This window comes from Myxococcus sp. SDU36 (assembly GCF_030168875.1).
Lineage (GTDB): Bacteria > Myxococcota > Myxococcia > Myxococcales > Myxococcaceae > Myxococcus > Myxococcus vastator.
The window spans coordinates 3,048,425-3,066,723 of record NZ_CP077414.1; the positions used below are offsets into that span (position 1 = coordinate 3,048,425).

At 67.3% G+C, this 18,299-nt stretch carries 13 protein-coding genes and 3 pseudogenes; 12 read left to right on the forward strand and 4 right to left on the reverse strand.

Annotated features, from left to right (window positions below; genetic code table 11):
• Positions 1–458 precede the first annotated feature (458 nt).
• Positions 459–1,721, forward strand: coding sequence for a hypothetical protein (locus KGD87_RS11765; RefSeq protein WP_284667544.1), 1,263 nt, complete (start codon positions 459–461; stop codon positions 1,719–1,721).
• A gap of 233 nt (positions 1,722–1,954) precedes the next feature.
• On the opposite strand, the gene KGD87_RS11770 is transcribed toward KGD87_RS11765, so the two are convergent.
• Positions 1,955–3,133 (reverse strand): IS256 family transposase, encoded by a 1,179-nt coding sequence (locus KGD87_RS11770; protein WP_284667545.1) that lies wholly within the window; start codon positions 3,131–3,133, stop codon positions 1,955–1,957.
• 214 nt (positions 3,134–3,347) lie between these two features.
• Between KGD87_RS11770 and KGD87_RS11775 the strand changes: the two genes are divergently transcribed.
• From KGD87_RS11775 to KGD87_RS11810, 8 genes and pseudogenes are all read left to right on the forward strand, one after another.
• Positions 3,348–4,557 (forward strand): IS3 family transposase gene (locus KGD87_RS11775; RefSeq protein ID WP_284668624.1). Its coding sequence is split into 2 segments (ribosomal slippage): positions 3,348–3,685 and positions 3,684–4,557, totalling 1,212 coding nucleotides; the frame shifts between segments, so codons are not numbered across the junction.
• 532 nt (positions 4,558–5,089) lie between these two features.
• The gene (gene istA, locus KGD87_RS11780; protein WP_284667546.1) at positions 5,090–6,334 is read left to right on the forward strand and encodes an IS21 family transposase; all 1,245 of its coding nucleotides are present in this window, start codon (positions 5,090–5,092) and stop codon (positions 6,332–6,334) included.
• Positions 6,335–6,644: 310 nt separating this feature from the next.
• On the forward strand, positions 6,645–8,168 hold the full coding sequence (gene istA / locus KGD87_RS11785) for an IS21 family transposase (RefSeq protein ID WP_284667547.1): 1,524 nt from the start codon (positions 6,645–6,647) through the stop codon (positions 8,166–8,168).
• A gap of 193 nt (positions 8,169–8,361) precedes the next feature.
• Positions 8,362–9,068, forward strand: a pseudogene (gene istB / locus KGD87_RS11790) (IS21-like element helper ATPase IstB).
• Between the two features lie 71 nt (positions 9,069–9,139).
• Complete coding sequence (gene istB, locus KGD87_RS11795) at positions 9,140–9,919, forward strand: IS21-like element helper ATPase IstB (protein ID WP_284667548.1); 780 nt, start codon at positions 9,140–9,142, stop codon at positions 9,917–9,919.
• Between the two features lie 551 nt (positions 9,920–10,470).
• Complete coding sequence (locus tag KGD87_RS11800) at positions 10,471–11,847, forward strand: AHH domain-containing protein (protein WP_284667549.1); 1,377 nt, start codon at positions 10,471–10,473, stop codon at positions 11,845–11,847.
• A gap of 15 nt (positions 11,848–11,862) precedes the next feature.
• Positions 11,863–12,459, forward strand: coding sequence for an imm11 family protein (locus tag KGD87_RS11805; RefSeq protein WP_284667550.1), 597 nt, complete (start codon positions 11,863–11,865; stop codon positions 12,457–12,459).
• 397 nt (positions 12,460–12,856) lie between these two features.
• Positions 12,857–13,612: a DUF5953 family protein gene (locus KGD87_RS11810; protein WP_284668625.1), complete on the forward strand. Its 756-nt coding sequence runs from the start codon at positions 12,857–12,859 to the stop codon at positions 13,610–13,612.
• Between the two features lie 119 nt (positions 13,613–13,731).
• Here the strand turns inward: KGD87_RS11810 and KGD87_RS11815 are convergent, their stop codons facing one another.
• Positions 13,732–14,202 (reverse strand): NUDIX hydrolase, encoded by a 471-nt coding sequence (locus KGD87_RS11815; RefSeq protein ID WP_284667551.1) that lies wholly within the window; start codon positions 14,200–14,202, stop codon positions 13,732–13,734.
• Positions 14,195–14,695 (reverse strand): NUDIX hydrolase, encoded by a 501-nt coding sequence (locus KGD87_RS11820; protein ID WP_284667552.1) that lies wholly within the window; start codon positions 14,693–14,695, stop codon positions 14,195–14,197. The genes KGD87_RS11815 and KGD87_RS11820 overlap by 8 nt, the downstream gene beginning before the upstream one ends.
• Positions 14,696–15,946: 1,251 nt before the next feature.
• Between KGD87_RS11820 and istA (KGD87_RS11825) the strand changes: the two are divergent.
• The 3 genes and pseudogenes from istA (KGD87_RS11825) to istB (KGD87_RS11835) form a co-directional block, all read left to right on the forward strand.
• Positions 15,947–16,408 (forward strand): annotated as a pseudogene (istA, locus tag KGD87_RS11825) (IS21 family transposase); the annotation flags it as partial.
• Positions 16,409–16,461: 53 nt separating this feature from the next.
• Positions 16,462–17,082 (forward strand): Mu transposase domain-containing protein, encoded by a 621-nt coding sequence (locus KGD87_RS11830; RefSeq protein WP_284668768.1) that lies wholly within the window; start codon positions 16,462–16,464, stop codon positions 17,080–17,082.
• Complete coding sequence (istB, locus tag KGD87_RS11835; protein ID WP_284665360.1) at positions 17,079–17,840, forward strand: IS21-like element helper ATPase IstB; 762 nt, start codon at positions 17,079–17,081, stop codon at positions 17,838–17,840. Before KGD87_RS11830 ends, istB (KGD87_RS11835) begins: the two co-directional genes overlap by 4 nt.
• A 182-nt stretch (positions 17,841–18,022) precedes the next feature.
• Here the strand turns inward: istB (KGD87_RS11835) and KGD87_RS11840 are convergent.
• A pseudogene (locus tag KGD87_RS11840) lies at positions 18,023–18,274 on the reverse strand (DUF2380 domain-containing protein); the annotation flags it as partial.
• Positions 18,275–18,299 lie beyond the last annotated feature (25 nt).

Here is an 18,299-nt window from a genome sequence, read left to right on the forward strand (position 1 = left end):
ACCATGTCCGGGGGCTTAGGAGGAATAGGATCGTAAGCAGGGGCGAGCGCCCACGGCTGACGACCTCGTCGTTCCCTACCGGCGCGGAGAGCACCCGCGCGCCCCGTCGTCCACGGGCAGCTCCGGGAAGAACTCGAGCTGCTCGGCCTGCGAGGCCGGCGGGTCCACGATACCGCCACACCTTCATCAGCTTGGCATTGGCGGACAGGGCGAACCGGAACAAGCGCGCTTGGGTCACTCACGGACCGAAGGGGGACATCGTGAGCCTCTACGCGACTCTCCCCTGGGAGTCGCTCTGCACGAATGTGGCGAGGCCGAAGGTGGAGCTCCGGTTTCCGTCAACGTCGCCGACAGGAGACGTGCTGTCCTCGGACGAGGCCCGATAGCTACAGTCGAGCTACGTTTGGAGTGACAAACAAGAAGCATTGCGGCGGCAACGAAGATTGCACGAGGACAGGATGACAAAGTCGGTGAAACTGGAAAGCTGGGAAGGATCACTCCTGGACTGGATTGATTTCGCCTGCACCGAGTATTTCGAGCCGAACTCGCTCCGCGAATACCAGCGATGGCTGATGGACCAGCTCGCCAAACCGGATAACGTCGTGCCGTTCAGGCTGGTGTCGGGGCGTGCACCCAAAGGCGCTGAGTTCGTCCGGCGTGATGGGACCGTCCTGTACGCTGCCGACAACGAGCCCCTCGCTGGCCTGTGGGGGCTCGTCGCGCAGCGAAGAGGCGCCCCCGGCACAGATCTAAAAGAGCTGCTCTCGCGCAGGCTCATCCCGGGCTCGTGGCCACCGAATCGGAAGCCGACCCGTTTCAGTTGCCGCTGGGGGCCGGCGCCGCTCCAGCTCAAGGACCGGGGAATGAAGATCGCGCACCTGCTCGATTCGGGGCGAAATTCAATTCCAGTTGAGCCAGAGCAACTCGCTCGGCGCGCACTGCTAACGCTCAGCCTCGTGAACTGCTTCCCGATGCCCAATCGCAGCTGGGTCGAGTTCAGCCGGAATGGAGCTGTGACCATTGATCTCGCGGAACTGCCCGAGGTGCAGTCGCTCCTGCTTTCCTACATTGCGGAGCACATTGGTGGTGCAGTGCATCTTGGGCTGCTCTTCGCCGCTTTCGGGCCGGACTGCCGGGTCGCGCTGGATGTGGCTTGGCAGCGAAAAGCCGCCGCGTATCGCTTCGCGGTCCGGCCCAAGACCGCTAGGCCGGAGGACTCGCGTCGCCCGAAGCCACGGGTCGGCGCCAAGCGTGCAGCGATGGATGGCCCGAGAGCGTTCGTCCCGAGCAGAGATATTCTCCCGGACCTGCACGCGGTCATTGCCGATCTGAGGCTCTGGCTGTCCACGCATCCCGGTGTCGAGCGGCTCGATGATCGCGCGGGCGGCCCGAATGGGACACCATACGTCAGATTCGAAGTTCGGCATCTGGCAGATACCGATATGGTCATCGACCGTCCCCACTTCTCGGGCTTGGTGTGGAGGGCCTCGGACTACACGGGAGTGTTCCACCTCAACGGCGACACGAAGGTGAGCGCCATCCTTCGACTCATGGAGATGGAGGAGAACGGGCTCAAGCTTGACGAAATCATTGAGCCGGCCGTCACGGAGCCGAGGACTTGGAACGGGCGACTCACTGGAGAGAATCCGTGCTTCGTCCTTGTCGGCACCGATGGCGCTAAGGGGCTGTACTGCTACACCAAGAGGGGCGTTCGCGCTTGAGCCAGCCTCGGCGGCCGCTCAAATCCGCACTGAACCTGTGGCAAAGCAGTGGTGCGCATTCCGTAAGATGGCACGAGCAGGAACTGAGAGTCAAAAGACTCCAGGCCGATCTCGGTGGCACGTCACGACACGCGTATCAAACACCAACCTCATCATGCTCGCAGTCGGTCAAGTCCCGAATCCTGTGTAGTTGGTTCGGAGGGGGTTCGGGGGAGGAAGGCTCCTCGGCGGCGTCATGCAGCGGAAGTGTCAGGGGTTGATTTCAGCAGAGACATGTCAAGGTAGCGGCGGTCATCCCAGACACCGGTGACTTCAAGTGCGACGGCGATGATGAGGCGCAGGGCGCTGGCGCGGTCCGGGAAGGCGCCGACAGCGCGGATGCGGCGCTTCACCTCACCGTGGAGGCGCTCCAGGCCGTTGGTGCTGCGTAGGCGCTTCCAGTGGGCCTGGGGGAAGGCGAAGAAGCAGGTGGCGGCGGCGAAGCCCTCGCGCAGGCACTCCATGGCCTCTGGCAGGTGACGTCCCAGCCCCTCCTCAAGGGCCGCCAGCCGCTTCCTGGCGTCCTGGAGGTTGGGGGCCTCGAAGATGGCCGACGTCTCCTTGCCCAGGCGCCCACGCAGCTTCCAGGGCGCCTTGGCGAGCACGTTCCGGGTGAGGTGCACGGTGCAGCGCTGCAACCGCGCCTCGGGCAGGGCCTGGCGGGCCGCGGCGGCCAGGCCCGCGTGCCCGTCGGCGATGACGAGCCGCACGCCCTTCAGCCCTCGCTCCAGCAACTGGCGCAGCAAGTCCAGCCAGGACTCCGCCGACTCGCTGCCACCCAGGGTGACGGCGAGCAGGTGCCGGTGCCCATCCTCGCCCACGCCGTAGGTCACCAGGGCCGAGACGTTCTGCACCGTGCGCGCCCACCTGGCGTCCAGGAAGGTGGCATCCAGGTAGAGGTAGGGGAAGGCGCTGGGTGAGGGGCTGGTTGCGCAGCCCTCCACCTTCTCCTCCAGCGTCCTCGTCACCCGGCTTACCGTCGAGCGCGAGACGGCCTCGCCCATGAGAGCGCGCGTCACCTTGCCCATCTTCCTTGTGGAGACGCCCTGCACGTACGCGCTGGTAATCGCCTCGTCGAGCTCCGCGCTGCGACGCTTGTAGCGGCCCAGCACCTCTCCCGCGCTGCCGCTGTGCCGGGTGCGCGGCACCGTCATCTCCACAGCCCCCGCCGACGTCACCAACGTGCGCAGGTAGCTGCCGCTCTGCACGTCCGCCCGGCCCACCATCCGCTGCCACCGGCCAGCCCCCACCAGCTCCCGTACCTCTTCCTCCAGCAGGGCCTCCAGTGTCATCCGAATGGCGCCTCGGAACAGCGCCCGCAGGTCGGCCTGCACCTCTTCGTGCGCGGGGGATTCAAACTCGGTATCGTCCACGTCAGGGAACTCCTCGGCTCCCCTGCCAGGGGGAGACCGTCTCGGTTGGTTTCACCGAGGAGCTTCCCTCTTTCCCGCTCGTCCCGCCTCGCCATCTACACACTTATAGGGACACGACCCTCGCAGTCCAACTCCGGAAACAAGGTGGTGTAGCCCCCTGAAGAGTCGGACAGGCTCGTTCGGCTAGAAAGCGAGTCTGATGATGGAGAAGAAGATGACAGAGGCCGCCCCGGAGGCGGATGGTGGCGAGCCGGGAGGACGGCGGCGCCGTTACTCGGCAGAGGAGAAGCTGCGGATGCTCTCCGAGGCAGAGTCGCCCGGCAGCAGTGTGTCGCTGGTGGCGCGCAAGTACGGAGTCAACCCCAGCCAGTTGTTCCGCTGGAGGCATCTGAAGGAGGCCGGCAGCGTGTCGGGGCTGAAGGCCGGCGAGGCCGTGGTGCCCGAGTCCGAGATGCAGCAACTCAAGGCGCAGGTGCGCGAGTTGCAGCGGATGTTGGGCAAGAAGACACAGGAGGTGGAAATCCTGCGGGATGCGATTGCCCTGGCGCGCGAAAAAAACTGCTGTCGCCCGCGGCATTGTCGAAGCTGGAGGGCATGCTGTGAGTGCGGTGTCTCGGGTGCTGGGCGTCTCTCGCTCCAACCTGATGCGCACTCCGGGGCCTCGGCGGCCCCGGGCGACCGACACCGATGCCGACCACCAGGCGCTGGAGGAACTCAAGGCCATTGTCGGCCAGCGCGCTACCTATGGGTACCGCCGAGCCGGCGCCGTCCTCAACCGGCAGCGCCGCCAGGAGGGCAGGCCCGCCCTCAACCACAAGCGCGTCTACCGTCTCATGCGCCAAGGCCGCCTGCTGCTGCAACGGCATACCGGCAAGCCGACGCGTACTCATGAGGGCCAGGTCGTCACCCTCAAGTCCAACCTGCGGTGGTGCAGCGACGGCTTCGAGGTGCGTTGCTGGAATGGCGAAGTCGTTCACGTCGCCTTCAGCCTCGACTGCTGCGACAGGGAGGCCATCGCCTTCCAGGCCGCCGCCCAGCCTCCCACCTCGCTCACCATCCAGGACCTCATGGCCGAGACGCTCGAGGCCCGCTTCGGCCCGGGCCTCTCAAAGGCGCCCCACCCGGTGGAGTGGCTGTCCGACAACGGCCCCGTCTACACCGCCAAGGACACCCGTGACTTCGGCCTCAGCCTCGGCCTGCGGGTGTGCACCACGCCCGCCTACTCCCCCCAGAGCAACGGCATGACCGAGTCCTTCGTGAAGACCTTCAAGCGCGACTACGTCTACGTCAACGAACTGCCCTCGTCCTCACACGTCCTCGCCCAATTGCCTGTCTGGTTCGACGACTACAACCGCTGCCACCCGCACCGCGGGCTGAAGATGAAGTCACCCCGCGAGTTCCGTACTGCTAACTCTCACCCCTGAGCTGTCCGATTTGACGGGGGCAACTCCACACCCCAACTCGCGCATTGGTGAGCTGCTACCCCACGAATGGAAGCGGCGACGCGCCGCCGACCCGCCCGATTCGCCCCTCCAGCCCAGTCACTGAACAACTCGCTCGTCGCGGTGCTCGCCGAACACGGTCCTCGTCTGTCATCAAGCCTCCCGACACGACGTCCACCGGACGGTTGCAGGGCAGCGCGTGTCCCGAAAAGTCAGAAGGCCCACCAGCGACACCTGGAGGGCCTTCCTGGGGGCGCGCCCTGGTGTGCGAAAGGGGCGATCCGGTGAGGGAGGGGTAGCGCACTTTCGGGGCGTGGCGCCAGAAGTCGGCACGCGCATGGGAAGGTGTGCGTGGAGTCGTTGCGTCTGGTGGTGTACGGACTGTAGAGCGACAGCAAAATTGACCCCCTCGTGCCACTAAAACTGACCCCCTCTCCGGGCCTGCAAACCAGGGAGGTAGGCAGCAATGGAAGGGACAGCAGTAGTAGCCCTCCGCTCGACAGCGGAGGAGTCGATGGTCGAGCAGGAAGTGGTGCGGCAGGTGCGCGTGCTGGCGGAGGCGGGCTGGGGCGCCAAGCGCATCGCGCGTGAGGTGGGCGTGGCGCGCAACACGGTGCGGCGCTACCTGCGTGCGGGGAGTGCGGCCGACACGCAGGTCCGACCGAAGGCCCGGCGGCTCACCGAGAGCGAGCAGCAGCGCGCGGTGGAACTCTGGGATTCGGCTGCTGAAGGTAACGCCGTTGTCGTCAAGGCGCTGCTGGCGCAGGAGGGAGTGGAGGCCAGCGTGCGCACCGTGCAACGCGCGGTGGAGAAGAGGCGGCGCCAGGTGCACGCAGCTCAGACGGCGACGGTGCGGTTCGAGACGAAGCCAGGGCAGCAGATGCAGGTGGACTTCGGCGAGAAGAAGGTGCGGCTGGGCGGGCAGGTGGTGAAGGTCTTCCTGCTGGTGGCGGTGCTCTCGTTCTCCAGGCGCTTGTTCGTGCGAGCCTTCCTCAACCAGCGCGGGGACGACTGGCGCGAGGGCGTGGCCGCGGCCTTCGTGCACTTCGGGGGCGTGCCGCTGGAGGTGCTCTCGGACAACGCCCGGCCCCTGGTGGAAGAGAACAACCGGCAGGCGGGCACCGTGCGCTTCCACCCGGCCTGGGTGCAGTTCTGCCGGGACTGGGACGTGACGCCCAAGGCGTGCGGGCCCTACCGCGCTCGCACCAAGGGCAAGACGGAGTCGGGCGTCAAGTACGTCAAGCGCAACGCGCTGGCGGGCCGGGACTTCGAGGCCTTCGGTGCGATGGAGGCCCACCTGGCGCAGTGGATGGGCGAGGCGGATGAGCGCGTGCACGGCACCACGCACGAGCCGCCCCTGGAGCGCTTCGAGCGCGAGGAGAAGGCCGCCCTGCGCCCGCTGCCCCTGCGAGTGCTGCCGCGCCGTCACCAGCGGCTCAAGCGCAAGGTGGCCAACGACGCGCTCGTGGACGTGGACACAGTGCGCTACAGCGTGCCGCACCGGCTGGTGCGTGAGAATGTCGAGGTGCAGGTGGGGGACGACGAGGTGCGCATCTTCCACGCCGGTGCGCTGGTGGCCACGCACGCTCGCCATCGGCAGCCGCACGCGCGCGTCGTCGACCCGGCGCATTGGGAGGGGCTGTGGCGTCCGCGTGACGAGGAACGCTCCGAGAAGGACTCGTCGCTGACAGGCCTCGGGCGCTCGCTGGAGGACTACGCCGCCGTCGTGGAGCAGGACTCGAAGCGAGGTGCCGCATGAGCCACGACCTGGTCCACGCGCGCGTACGGGAGCACCTGGGTGCGTGTTCCGGGGCAAGCCGAGCACCGATTCCGGGCCAAGCCGAGCAGCGATTCCGAAGCAAGGTGAGCAGCCGTTCCGGGGATGCCGAGCAGGCATTCCGGGCATGTCGAGCACCGATTCCGGGGATGCCGAGCAGGCATTCCGGTGAAGCCGGGCACCACTCGTAGTGAGGAGTGGGCGGTCGACAGAAGCGTTGACGGCGCTGGGCAGCAGCAGGCCACTCCGCCCTCCCGATTTGGAGGTGGAGATGGCGGCACAGAGGCTGTCCATGCGGAAGTTGAGAGAGCTGTTCCGGTTGCGGTTCGAGGCGAAGCTGACGACGCGGTCGATTGCGGCGAGCCTGGGCATCGGCAATGGCACGGTGTGCGACTACCTGGGGCGGGCGCGGGTGGCGAAGCTGCCGTGGCCGCTGCCACCGGAGTTGGACGATGATGCGGCGCTGGCCGCGCTGCTGTTCCCCGACGACGCAAAGGCGTTGGCGGAGCGTCCGGAGCCGGACTGGGCCCGGGTGCATGCGGAGCTGAAGAAGAAGGGCGTCACCAAGCTGCTGCTGTGGCAGGAGTACCTGGAGGCGGTGCCGGGCGGCTACCAGTACAGCCGCTTCTGCGAGAGGTACGGGCGGTGGCTGGCCACCGCCAGCGTCACCCTGCGCCAGGAGCACCGTGCCGGTGAGAAGTGCTTCGTGGACTTCAGCGGGGACGGGGTGCAGGTGGTGGACGCGGCCACCGGCGAGGTGCGGGTGGCGAAACTCTTCGTGGCGGTGCTGGGGGCCAGCAACCTGACGTACGTGGAGCCCGTCTTCAGCGAGGACGTGCCCACGTGGGTGGGCTGCCACGTGCGTGCCTTCGAGTACTTCGGCGGCGTCAGCGAGTTGGTGGTGCCCGACAACCCCAAGGCGGGCGTCACCCGGGCGCACCGGTACGAGCCGGACTTGAACCCCACGTACGCGGACCTGGCGCGGCACTACGGCTTCGCGATTCTGCCCGCGCGCCCGCGCAGGCCGAGGGACAAGGCGAAGGTGGAGGTGGGCGTGCTGCTGGCCGAGAGGTGGATTCTGGCGGCGCTGCGCCACCGGCACTTCACGTCGCTGGCCCAGGTGCAGGAGGCGGTGAAGCCGCTGCTGGAGAAGCTCAACACGCGGCCCATGCGCAAGCTGGGCAAGTCGCGCTGGGAGCTCTTCGAGCAGGTGGAACGCGCCACGCTGCGGCTCCTGCCGGCGCGGCCGTACGAGCTGGCCTTCTGGAAGAAGGCGCGCGTCAACATCGACTACCACGTGGAGCTGGAGGGCCACTGGTACAGCGTGCCGTACACGCTGGTGGGCAAGTCGGTGGACGTGCGTCACACCGAAGCGTGCGTCGAAGTCTTCCTCGGGGGCCGCCGCGTGGCCAGCCACGTGCGCAGCCAGCAGAAGGGGCGCTTCACCACGCAGGCCGAGCACATGCCCGCCTCCCACCGGCAGCACGCCGAGTGGACACCCTCGCGCCTCATCCGCTGGGCCGAGAGCGTCGGCCCCTCGTGCGCGAAGCTGGTGGAGGAGCTCATGACGAAGCGGCCCCACCCGCAGCAGGGCTTCCGCTCCGCGCTGGGCGTGCTGCGCCTGGCCGACGAGAAGAAGTACGGCAAGCCTCGCGTGGAGAAGGCGTGCGCCCGGGCGCTGCGCCACCGCGCCGTGGGCTACAAGTCCGTCCTCGCCATCCTCCAGCACCGCCTCGAGGACGTTGACGAGACGACGGCCGACAAGGGCCCGCTGCCCGAGCACGAGAACGTGCGCGGCGCCCACTACTACCACTGACAGCACGCGCGGCTTGACGGCCGTGCGCGGACATTCCCCGTCGGTGCTGGCCTCAAGTCTCCCAGCATCGGAGGTGGCCGGCGCGCGCCCTGGCAGCCGGGCGCGCGCCGGCCGGACGACGAGACTGCAAGGAGCGCAAGAGATGCTGGTGGAACAGACGCTGGAGAAGCTCAACGCGATGAAGCTGTACGGCATGGCTAACTACCTGCGCAGCTGGGTGGAGAGGCCGGGGGACAAGGGGCTGGGTGCCTCGGACCTGGTGGGCCTGTTGGCGGACGCGGAGTGGATGTACCGGGAGAACAAGAAGCTCACCTCGCGGCTGCAGCACGCGAAGCTGCGCCAGCAGGCGTGCCTGGAGGACATCGACTACGCCCATGCGCGGGCCTCACCAAACCGCAGGTGCTGGAGCTGTCCACCTCGAAGTGGGTGGCCGACAAGCAGAACGTGCTGCTCACCGGGCCCACCGGCGTGGGCAAGAGCTTCCTGGCATGCGCGCTGGGACAGAAGGCGTGCCGTGACGGCTACAGCGTCGTGTACCGCCGCGCCTCACGCCTCTTCGACGAATTGGCCCAGGCCCGCGCGGACGGCACGCACCCGCACGCGCTCAAGCGGCTGGCCAAGGCCCAGGTGCTCATCCTCGACGACTTCGGCCTGGAGCCACTGGGCTCGGCTGAGCGCAAGGAACTGCTCGAAGTCCTGGAGGACCGCTACCACCAGTCCTCCACGGTGGTGACGTCCCAACTGGAGCCCAAGGACTGGCACGCCGTCATTGGCGACGCGACGCTGGCCGACGCCATCCTCGACCGGCTCGTCCACAACGCCCACCGCCTCCGGCTCGCTGGGGACTCCATCCGCAAGGCGGACGCGAATTTGACGAAGGCGCGTAAGCAGGTGAAGTGAACGAACGTCCCAGCGTCGCTGACGCTCCGACTGCTCGCCATGCCCGGAACGGCTGCTCGGCTTGAGCTGGAATGGGTGCTCACCTTCGCCGGAATACGCACCTGGGCCGGCTGCGCCTGGGCCACCTGGCCGAGCGGCTCGACGCGCTGCTGTCGGAGGCGGCCCGCACCGAGCCCACCTACCTGGACTTCCTCGACGCGCTGCTGCGCGAGGAGATAGGCGCCAAGCAGAAGAAGCGCGTGAGCATGGGAATCACCATCGCCCACTTCCCCGCGGTGAAGACGCTGGAGGACTTCGACTTCAAGGCGCAGCCCTCGGTGGACAGCAAGCTGGTGCGGGAGCTGGCCACCGGACGCTTCATCGCGCAGACCGAGAACGTGCTGCTCTTCGGCCCGCCGGGCGTGGGCAAGACGCACCTGGCGATTGGACTGGGACGGGCGGCAGTGGAGGCCGGGCACTCGGTCCTCTTCACCAGCGCGACGGCGCTGCTGGCGGCGCTGGCCAAGGCCGAGAGCGAAGGGGCCCTCAAGGACAAGCTCAACTACTTCGCCAAGCCCAAGCTGCTCATCATCGACGAGCTGGGCTACCTGCCCTTCGAGAAGAGGAGCGCGCACCTCTTCTTCCAACTGGTGGCGCGACGCTACGAGAAGGGCAGCCTGCTGATTACCACCAACCAGTTGGTGGGCCAGTGGGGCGGCGTCTTCGGCGACGACGTGCTGGCCGCCGCCATCCTCGACCGACTGCTGCACCACAGCCACACGGTGCTCATCCAGGGCGACAGCTACCGGCTACGCCAGAAGCGCAAGGCGGGGCTGCTGGGCCGCAGCGCGCCGCCTGGCAACGACGGCTGAGTCGAGCACGAGCGCAGTGCCTCGGACGTGGCCGGAGCGCGCCCTCGCTTGAGAAGCAGCGAGGGCGCGCTCCGGCGGACGCACGCAGGGAAACGACGTAGCATCACGGCGCAGTCCAACTGGGCCCGGGGAGGGGGGCAGTTTTAGTGACGTAAGGGGGTCAAAAGTTCCTGTCGCCTGACACGGACGGACGGACGGAGTGCCGGCGGCTATTCCAACTGTGCAGCCGGTGCGACAGGGGGCAGAGCTACTGAGGGCGTAGGTGCGGGGTGCTGGCGCGCGCGGAGTCAGTGCGTGCGGCCGGGCGGCGCTACCAGCGCACCCGAGACGGCCGGCATGCGCACGCGGAGCGCCAGGCCGCGTACCGGAGGCGACGGCAGAAAGTGACGCATCAGGCTCCCCCGCCAGGGGTGAAGGCACGCCATCAGCCTCACGCACGCGCCCCAACGCCGATTCGGCCCGGAGCGCCTATCAGCTTTATCTGGTATTACACGACCTAGTGTCGTCTATGGACTCCCGACGAGAGGGGGCCAGCGCCAGGAGGGCTCCGTATGCTGCCACGATTGTCGATTCCCCTACTGCTCATGGTGCTGGCCGGGTGCAGTAGCGCGACAAGTGCGGTGCGTCTGGACACGGGCCGGGGCAAGCCCCTCACCTTCACCCCAAGCTCCGGTGACGCGAGACCGGTGGAACTGGACGAAGACGACTTCGAGGAGGCCGTGGCGAAATTGGGCCGAGACGTGCCCCGGTCCGCCCAACCTCGATCGGACGCGCGACGGCGGTTCTGGTCCCCAGTGAATGATGCGTACGCAAGCGCACGAGGGCGCGTCGGCCTCGTGTCTGTTGGCTCGCGGCAGTACTCGGACAACACCCTCCTCCCACCAACCGAAGCATGGAGACCGGAGGCGGATTCAGAACTCACGCGCGCCTATGGCCGCTGGTGCGAGCGGACGCAGCGCGCCCGAGATTGCCTTCACCTGCTGGAGGACGGCCCCACACTTGGCGACGAGGCCAAGCGCACCCTGGCCCTACAGTTCGCCATGGGCTCGGTCTTGGACGAGACCCAGGCAGCGCTGGGAGAAATGGTGGATCCGATTGCAGTGCGGAACACCATCATCACGGCCATGGCCGTGTACCTCGGCCTCTGGTTGCTGCCCGAACCGGTGAGTAAAGGCGTGGCCGCCACCCTGACGGTCGGCCTCATCGCCTACTTGGGAGTGGACACCGTTTGGAATCTGGTCGCAGGGTGGCGGCAACTTGCCGAGGCGGTAGCGGTCGCCACGACCTTCGATGAGGTACGCACGGCTGGCGAAGAGTACAGCAGGGTCATGGGCGAGAATGCGGCGCGCGTCTTCGTCATGCTCGCGACCGCTGCCATTGGGAGCACCGCAGGGCTGGCGGTCAAGGCACCGGGGCTTCCGGGCTCGGTACAGGCGGTGCGGCTGGCCGAGGTCCAAGGCGGCTTCCGATTCACAGCAATCGCGCAAGTGGGCTCGGTGGCGATCCCCGCCGAAGGGGCCGTCACCATCACGCTCGCGCCTGGGGCGCTGGCCATGGCGGCACGAGGGGCGAGCGCCGGCAGCTCGGCACCGGTGGACGCGGACGGCCCCTGGCACCATGTCGCCTCCGACAAGTTCAGCACATCCACCAACAGCGGGGGGCCCTGGACGCCAAGGTACCAGGAAATCTTCGACCGAGCAGGCATGTCGCTCGACGATGCGGCGAACCAGGTTCGCGTCCCGGGCCACAAGGGGCCACACCCGCGGGAGTACCACGAGGAAGTCTACGAGCGGCTGGACGAAGCAACCTCGACCTGCAAGAGCATCAATCGTTGCCGAGAGGCGTTGACGAGGATCCTCGGTATGTTGGCGCGCGAAATCTCGAAACAGGGGACCAAGCTCAATCGGCTGGTGACCCGAACCGAATGACGGAAGAATGTCCTCATGCCGCAGCGGTTCTTCAAGTTGACCGATGATGTGTACCTCTCCGGCCGGTGGGAGTTGGGGCATCCTCTCGATGAGGAGGGCCGGAAGCTCGATGACCCGTGGCAGTTCAGGATCGGGCAGCGGGCTCAGTCGGACGAGCGAATCAAGATCCCCATTAAGATCTCCGGTAGACCGCTCGACTATTCCCATGCGGCATTCAGCATCCCCATCGTCCACGCCCGGGTAGCCGCCCTCATCACCGAGGTGGCACCCGACGACGTGCAACTCTTCCCGGTGGAGCTCGACTCCCAGCCCGCTCAGCACTACATCCTCAACGCCACCCGGCTGGTGAAGTGCATCGACGACGCTGCGTGCGAGGAGGTGCGTTACTGGACCCTGGAGGACGGGATGCCCGAAAAGGTGGGTACGTACTCCTCGGTGTCCGGGATGCGCATCGACACGGCAAAGGTAGAAGGCGCCAAGGTGTTCCGAACCTGGGGATGGACCGTGGCGCTGATCGTGTCCGAGGAGGTTAAAGATGCCATGGAGCGCGCCGGTATCACCGGCACGAAGTTCACGGACGTCACGGGCACCGGTGAAGCCAAGAGCTCCTGACCCCAGCCTTCCCCACCCTCGTATCCAAGATGAACGGACGCGGGTGAACCTCAACGGACCCGCCGCCCATCCCGCTCCAGAGCGAAACCGGCCGACCCTCAATCCCGCCGGGCACCTCGCGGATCGGGGTGGCAGGGCATCAAAATCGGTGAGGGGCGCCATGAGGCGTCCCTGGCGAGTACGATTCCCATGCCCTACCGCCGCTAAATCGTAACCGTCCAGCCAAAATGGCGTGCCGGAGTAGGTGAAGGCAGACGAGACCCGTGCTCTGCACGCCTCGATGAATTACTGGAGAATCGAAGGGAGAGGCGCGGCGCAAGGAGGAGTCGGCGGCGCGAAGGTGCATCAACCCCTCCCCAGGGCGGCCTTCAAAGCGGACACCCAAGGGGTGCAAACGATGACTACGCGAAAAAGACTCGGCATCATCGTCTACGCGCCTGTGCTTGTAGGGAACGACCGCCGCACGCTCGATTGCGTTCATGGCATGGAGAAGGCACTTCCCGGTCTTCGGCTAGAATGGAGGCTCTCCCATGGCGGGCGGCCTATCGCATTGCCGCAGCGGGATGCGTGGCTCCAGGAACAGATTGAGGACGGAGGATTCCCGGTCGTGTGCAACGGGGGCCAGCAATGCCCCGTGACGGTCTGGGGGAGTGAAAGATCAGGACTCTTCAGCCCAGGCGGTCGAGACCAGTTCGAGGTGCACGCAAAACTGCCGCTGGACGAGCCCATGATCGCATCAGCGGCGGATGTGCTTGAGGGCATCGCGGAAGGGGCACGTGCGCGATGGGGGGAGGCGACGCCAGACGACGCTGCGGTGGACATTGCGTATCAGACAGCCCCCACGCAGCAAGGGCCGCCGTCCCCGCGCCGCGGGTTGCCCGCCCTGAAGCTCTTTGAGAACATCCGCTCGCCCGAGATTCCCTGTTACCTCGGGTGGCTGAACTATTGGTCTTCCGCTGCCGCACGCGCCATCGGGTTCCCAGACCTGGCTCGGGACACGGACCTGCTTTCACGCTCACGGCGCACGGCATCGGGTGGCTGGGTCGTGCAGCTCACGGACGCACCGCTTGACCTGGACAACCCTGCCCACCTGGAGGCACTCCTGCGGGCCTATGATCGCTTCCCGGAGATCGGCGGTCGCGCTGCGCTGTGACGGCCGCTTGTAATACTTCAAGGATTTATAAATAGCAGACTATTGACCGCGACAGCCACTGGGCCCGGGGCAGGTCCCGAATCGGGTGTAATTGGTCCGGAGGGGGGGATGGATGAGGTTCAGACTTCTCCGTCCGGCAGGAGCGTGCGGAGAAGTGCGTCGTCGGGACTGAGCGGGCGCCAACCGGGCGGTGGCGGACTGGCGAGGAGCGCATCGCTGGCCCGGTCAACGCGCTCTTGATGCGTCACCGGGGTGAAGCCGAACCAAGAACCGAGCGCCATGGCAACTTCCAGGCGGGTCTCGTCATCCATCACAGCCGGCCAGCCTTCGGGGAGGCTCTCGGCGAGTTCTCGTACGAGCACATCGCGCACCAAACGCGTGATCTGCTTGCGCCGCTCTGCCTCGGCGAGCAATCCACTGAACACCTGCATCGCAGCGACATCGTCCTTGCCAAGCTCATCGGCCAACACGTACAGCGGGACGGCAGGGCGTGCCTCGGCGAAGGCGGTGAGCGAATCGTAACCACGTTCGCGGACCCGCGCATACATGCGTGCCCTGATGTTCCCCCGCCAAGCAGCTCCGTCACTCATCGCCCTCTCCCGGAGACGAAGTCCAGACCTCTTCGTCTGGCAGGAGCGTGAGCAGCAGCTCGTCGTCGGGGGCGAGCGGATGCCAGCCGGGCGGTGGTGGCTTGGCGACGAGCGCTGCGCTGACCTGTCTTGCTCTGTCCTGATGAGTATCTGGGGTGTAGGCAAGCCACGAACTGAGCGCCTTGGCGACTTCGAAACGGTTGGCGTCATTCAACATGGCCGGCCAGCCGTTGGGGAGACCTTCGGACAGCTCGCGCACAAGCACGTCGCGAACAAAGCGTGTGACCTGCTTGCACTGCTCCGCCTCACCAAGCAATCCGCTCAATACTTGCACTGCTGCAACGTCATCCTTTCCAAGCTCTTCGGCCAGCAAGTACAACGGGACGCCAGGACGCGCATTGGCAAAGGCGGTGAGCGAATCGTAGCCGTGCTCGCGGACCCGCTCATACAGGCGTGCCTTCACGCTGCCCTTCCAGGCACGCTCGTCGCGCATTGTCCTCTCCAGCGGGTGAAGGTCATCGGGATCTTATAGTCCCTCATATTCCTCGCGACGATCTCCAGGCTCTCGTTTCGCGTCAACATCCGTCCGGCCAACACCTCGGCCTCACGCAATCGGCTCATGTCTGTTGATGGTCACCAGGAAGCGCGGATTTCTGGTCATGAACGGCCAGGCGTTCACGAGCTTTGTGGCCAGAGGCAGCGCAGGGAGCGGCCGAAAAGTTGAGGAGTGGGAGGCGCGCCGGTGGAGTCCAGGGCAGCGCGTGTCCAGAAAGACAGAAGGCCCACCAGCGACACCTGGAGGGCCTTCCTGGGGGCGCGCCCTGGTGTGCGAGAGGGGCGAGCCGGTAAGGGAGGGTTAGCGCACTTTCGGGGCGGGGCGCCAGAAGCCGGCGCGCGCACGGGAAGGTGCGCGTGGAGTCGTTGCGTCTGGTGGTGTGCGGGCGGCCGGAGTGCCGGCGGCTGTTTCAGCTGTGCAGCCGGTGCGACAGGGGGCAGCGCTACTGCGGGCGTCGGTGCGGGAGGGTGGCGCGCGCGGAGTCGGTGCGTGCGGCCGGGCGGCGCTACCAGCGCACCCGAGACGGCCGGCATGCGCATGCGGAGCGCCAGGCCGCGTACCGGGGGCGGCGACAGAAAGTGACGCATCAGTCTCCCCCGCCAGGGGCCCTGGAGGTGACGGTGTCGCCCGCGCCGGCCCAGGCCACCACGCAGGTGGCCGCGGAGCCGAGCGCAGCGAGGCCCCCTGGGTATGCACCACCGTCCCTTCCTGCCTGCACGTCCTGCGGACGCGCCACCCCCTTCCTCCGTCACACCACCCTGGCGCGCACCCGACTGGGCCCGCGCTGGCGGCGCTGCGCCGGGTGAGGAGGTGCGAGGATGATTGGCCTCGAGGTACGCGCCCGGATTCGCCAACTGCACCACGCGGAGGGCTGGCCGGTGGGCACCATCGCCACGCAGTTGGGGCTGCACCACGACACGGTGGAGGCGGCCCTGGAGGACGCGCCAGTAGCCAGCGCCGACAGCAGCACGGCGAAGCCCACGGTGCTGGGCCCCTACACGGCCTTCATTGACGGCACCCTCAAGGCCCACCCGCGGCTGAGGGCCACGCGCCTCTTCCACATGGTAAAGGCCCGTGGCTACCCGGGCGGCTACGAGCAGGTGAAGCGCTACGTGCGGCGGGTGCGTCCGGGGCCTCAAGCCGAGGCGCTTCCTGCGCCGCACCACGCTGCCGGGCGAAGAAGCCCAGGTGGACTGGGGCAGCTTCGGCAAGGTGCAGGTGGGGCGGGCCACCCGGACACTCTCCTGCTTCGTCCTGGTGCTGGGCCACTCGCGCGCCATGTACGCGCGCTTCTTCCTGGGCCAAACCATGGAGTGCTTCCTCCAGGGGCACGTCCAGGCCTTTGAAGCGCTGGGCGGCGTGCCGCGCAGCCTCCTCTACGACAACCTGAAGTCCGTCGTGCTGGAGCGGGCCGGAGACGCCATCCGCTTCCACCCACGCGTGCTGGAGGCCGCCGGCCACTACCACTTCGCGCCCAAGCCCTGCGCCCCCTACCGCGGCAATGAGAAGGGCAAGGTGGAGCGCACCATCCGCTACCTGCGCGACTCCTTCTTCGCCGCGCGCACCTTCCACGGCCTCGACGACGTCAACCGCCAGCTTCAGCGCTGGGTGGAGGAGGTAGCCCACCAGCGCCGGGTGCCCGGCGACGCCTCGGGCCGCACGGTGGCGCAGGCGTTGGAAGCCGAGCGCCCCTGCTGCTGCCCTTGCCCGCGCACCCGCTGCCCACCGACGTGCTGCGCCCCGTCTCCTCCGGCAAGACGCCCTACGTGCGCTTCGACGGCAACGACTACTCCATTCCCGACGGCCTGGTGCGCCGGCCCCTCACGCTGGTGGCCTCCCCCACCAGGGTGCGCCTCCTCGACGGCGCCGAGGAAGTCGCCTCGCACGTGCGCAGCTGGGACAAGGGCGCCGTCGTCGAGGACTCAAGCCACCTGGCCGCCCTGGCCAGACGCAAGGCCCACGCCCACGAGTTGCGCGGCAGGGACTTGCTGCTCGCCCGTTGCCCCCGCGCCGAGCAACTCCTCCAGGCCCTCGCAAACCGCGGCGACAACCTCGGAAACCACACCGTGAAGCTGCTGGCGCTGGCCGACAGGTACGGCTCCGCGGAAACCGACACCGCCATCGCCGAGACACTCGCGCGCGGCGCACTCGGCCCCGCCTCCGTCGCCCACATTCTCGACCAGCGCAGCCGGAAAAAGGGCGCTCCTCCGCCATTGCCCCACGTGCTGCCGGATGACCCGCGCGTGCGCGAGCAGCGCGTCCCCCAGCACTCCCTCAACGCCTACGACGTCCTCCTCGGGCGGGACTCGGAGCAAGCGCCATGAGCCCCTTGAAAGAGCGCCTCACCACCCTGGGCCTGCACCACACCAGTGACACCCTCGAGGACTTCATCGCCCTGGCCAGCAAGCGCAGGTGGGGGCCCATGGAGTTGCTGGAGGCCATCGCCGAGGAGGAGACGAAGGACAGGGCCCGTCGCAGCGTCGAGCGGCGGCTGTCGCGCAGCAAGCTGGGCGCCCTCAGGACGATGGCCGACTTCGACTGGGGCTGGCCCAAGCACATTGACAGGACGGCCGTCGAGAGTGCCCTGGCGCTGGACTTCATGGCCCGCCCCGCCAACGTCGTCCTCGTCGCGCCCCAGGGCCTGGGCAAGACGATGATTGCCCAGAATATCGCCTACAACGCGGTGCAGGCTGGCCACTCCGTCCTCTTCACCACCGCCGCCCAGCTGCTGCTCGACCTCGGAAGCCAGGACTCCGCCCGGGCTCTCGACAGGCGCTTGAAGCACTACTGCACCCAGGCGGGGCTGCTCGTCATCGACGAGATTGGCTACCTCTCCTACGACGCCAGGAACGCCGACCTCCTCTTCCAGGTGGTGTCGCGCAGGTATGAGAAGAAGCCGATTGTCCTGACGACCAACCTCCCGTTTTCGGAGTGGACCACCATCTTCCCCAACGCCGCGTGCGCCATCGCCCTCATTGACCGCGTCATCCACCACGCGAGCATCATCAGCATCGAGGGCGACAGCTACCGAAGGCGCATGGCCGAGGAGTCACGCGCGCAGCGCAAGGCCAAGAAGAGCTGAGCGTCCCCGCTACTCACCGCTGCCCACCGGCCTCGCTCTGCGCCCCGCAACCGGGGCGGGAGCGAGGCCGTCTTGCATTGACTCGACTCGGTACCCGCGCCTGCCGATGACCCGAATTCCGCGCTCCGCGATGACCGCATCGATGACCAGATTCCCGCGCTCCGCGATGACCGCCAACACATGTCGAACCATTCGAGGAACTCTGTGGGCAGGACGTGGTGCCGCGGTCGCCCTGCCCGTCACTAGCATTGCACGCACTTCGGGTCTGTCGCCCAACGCCTCGCGCACGCCATGCACCTGCGCCAGCATCACCTGGCCCGCCTGAATCCGCACGGCGACACTGACGACGGGAAGGGAGAGGACGCCCGCACGCACCAACGGCGCACCTTCTCCACCCACTCGGAGGACACGACAATCCGCGTTCCCATCATCACGCAAAGCCGTTCCCTCGGGAACGCT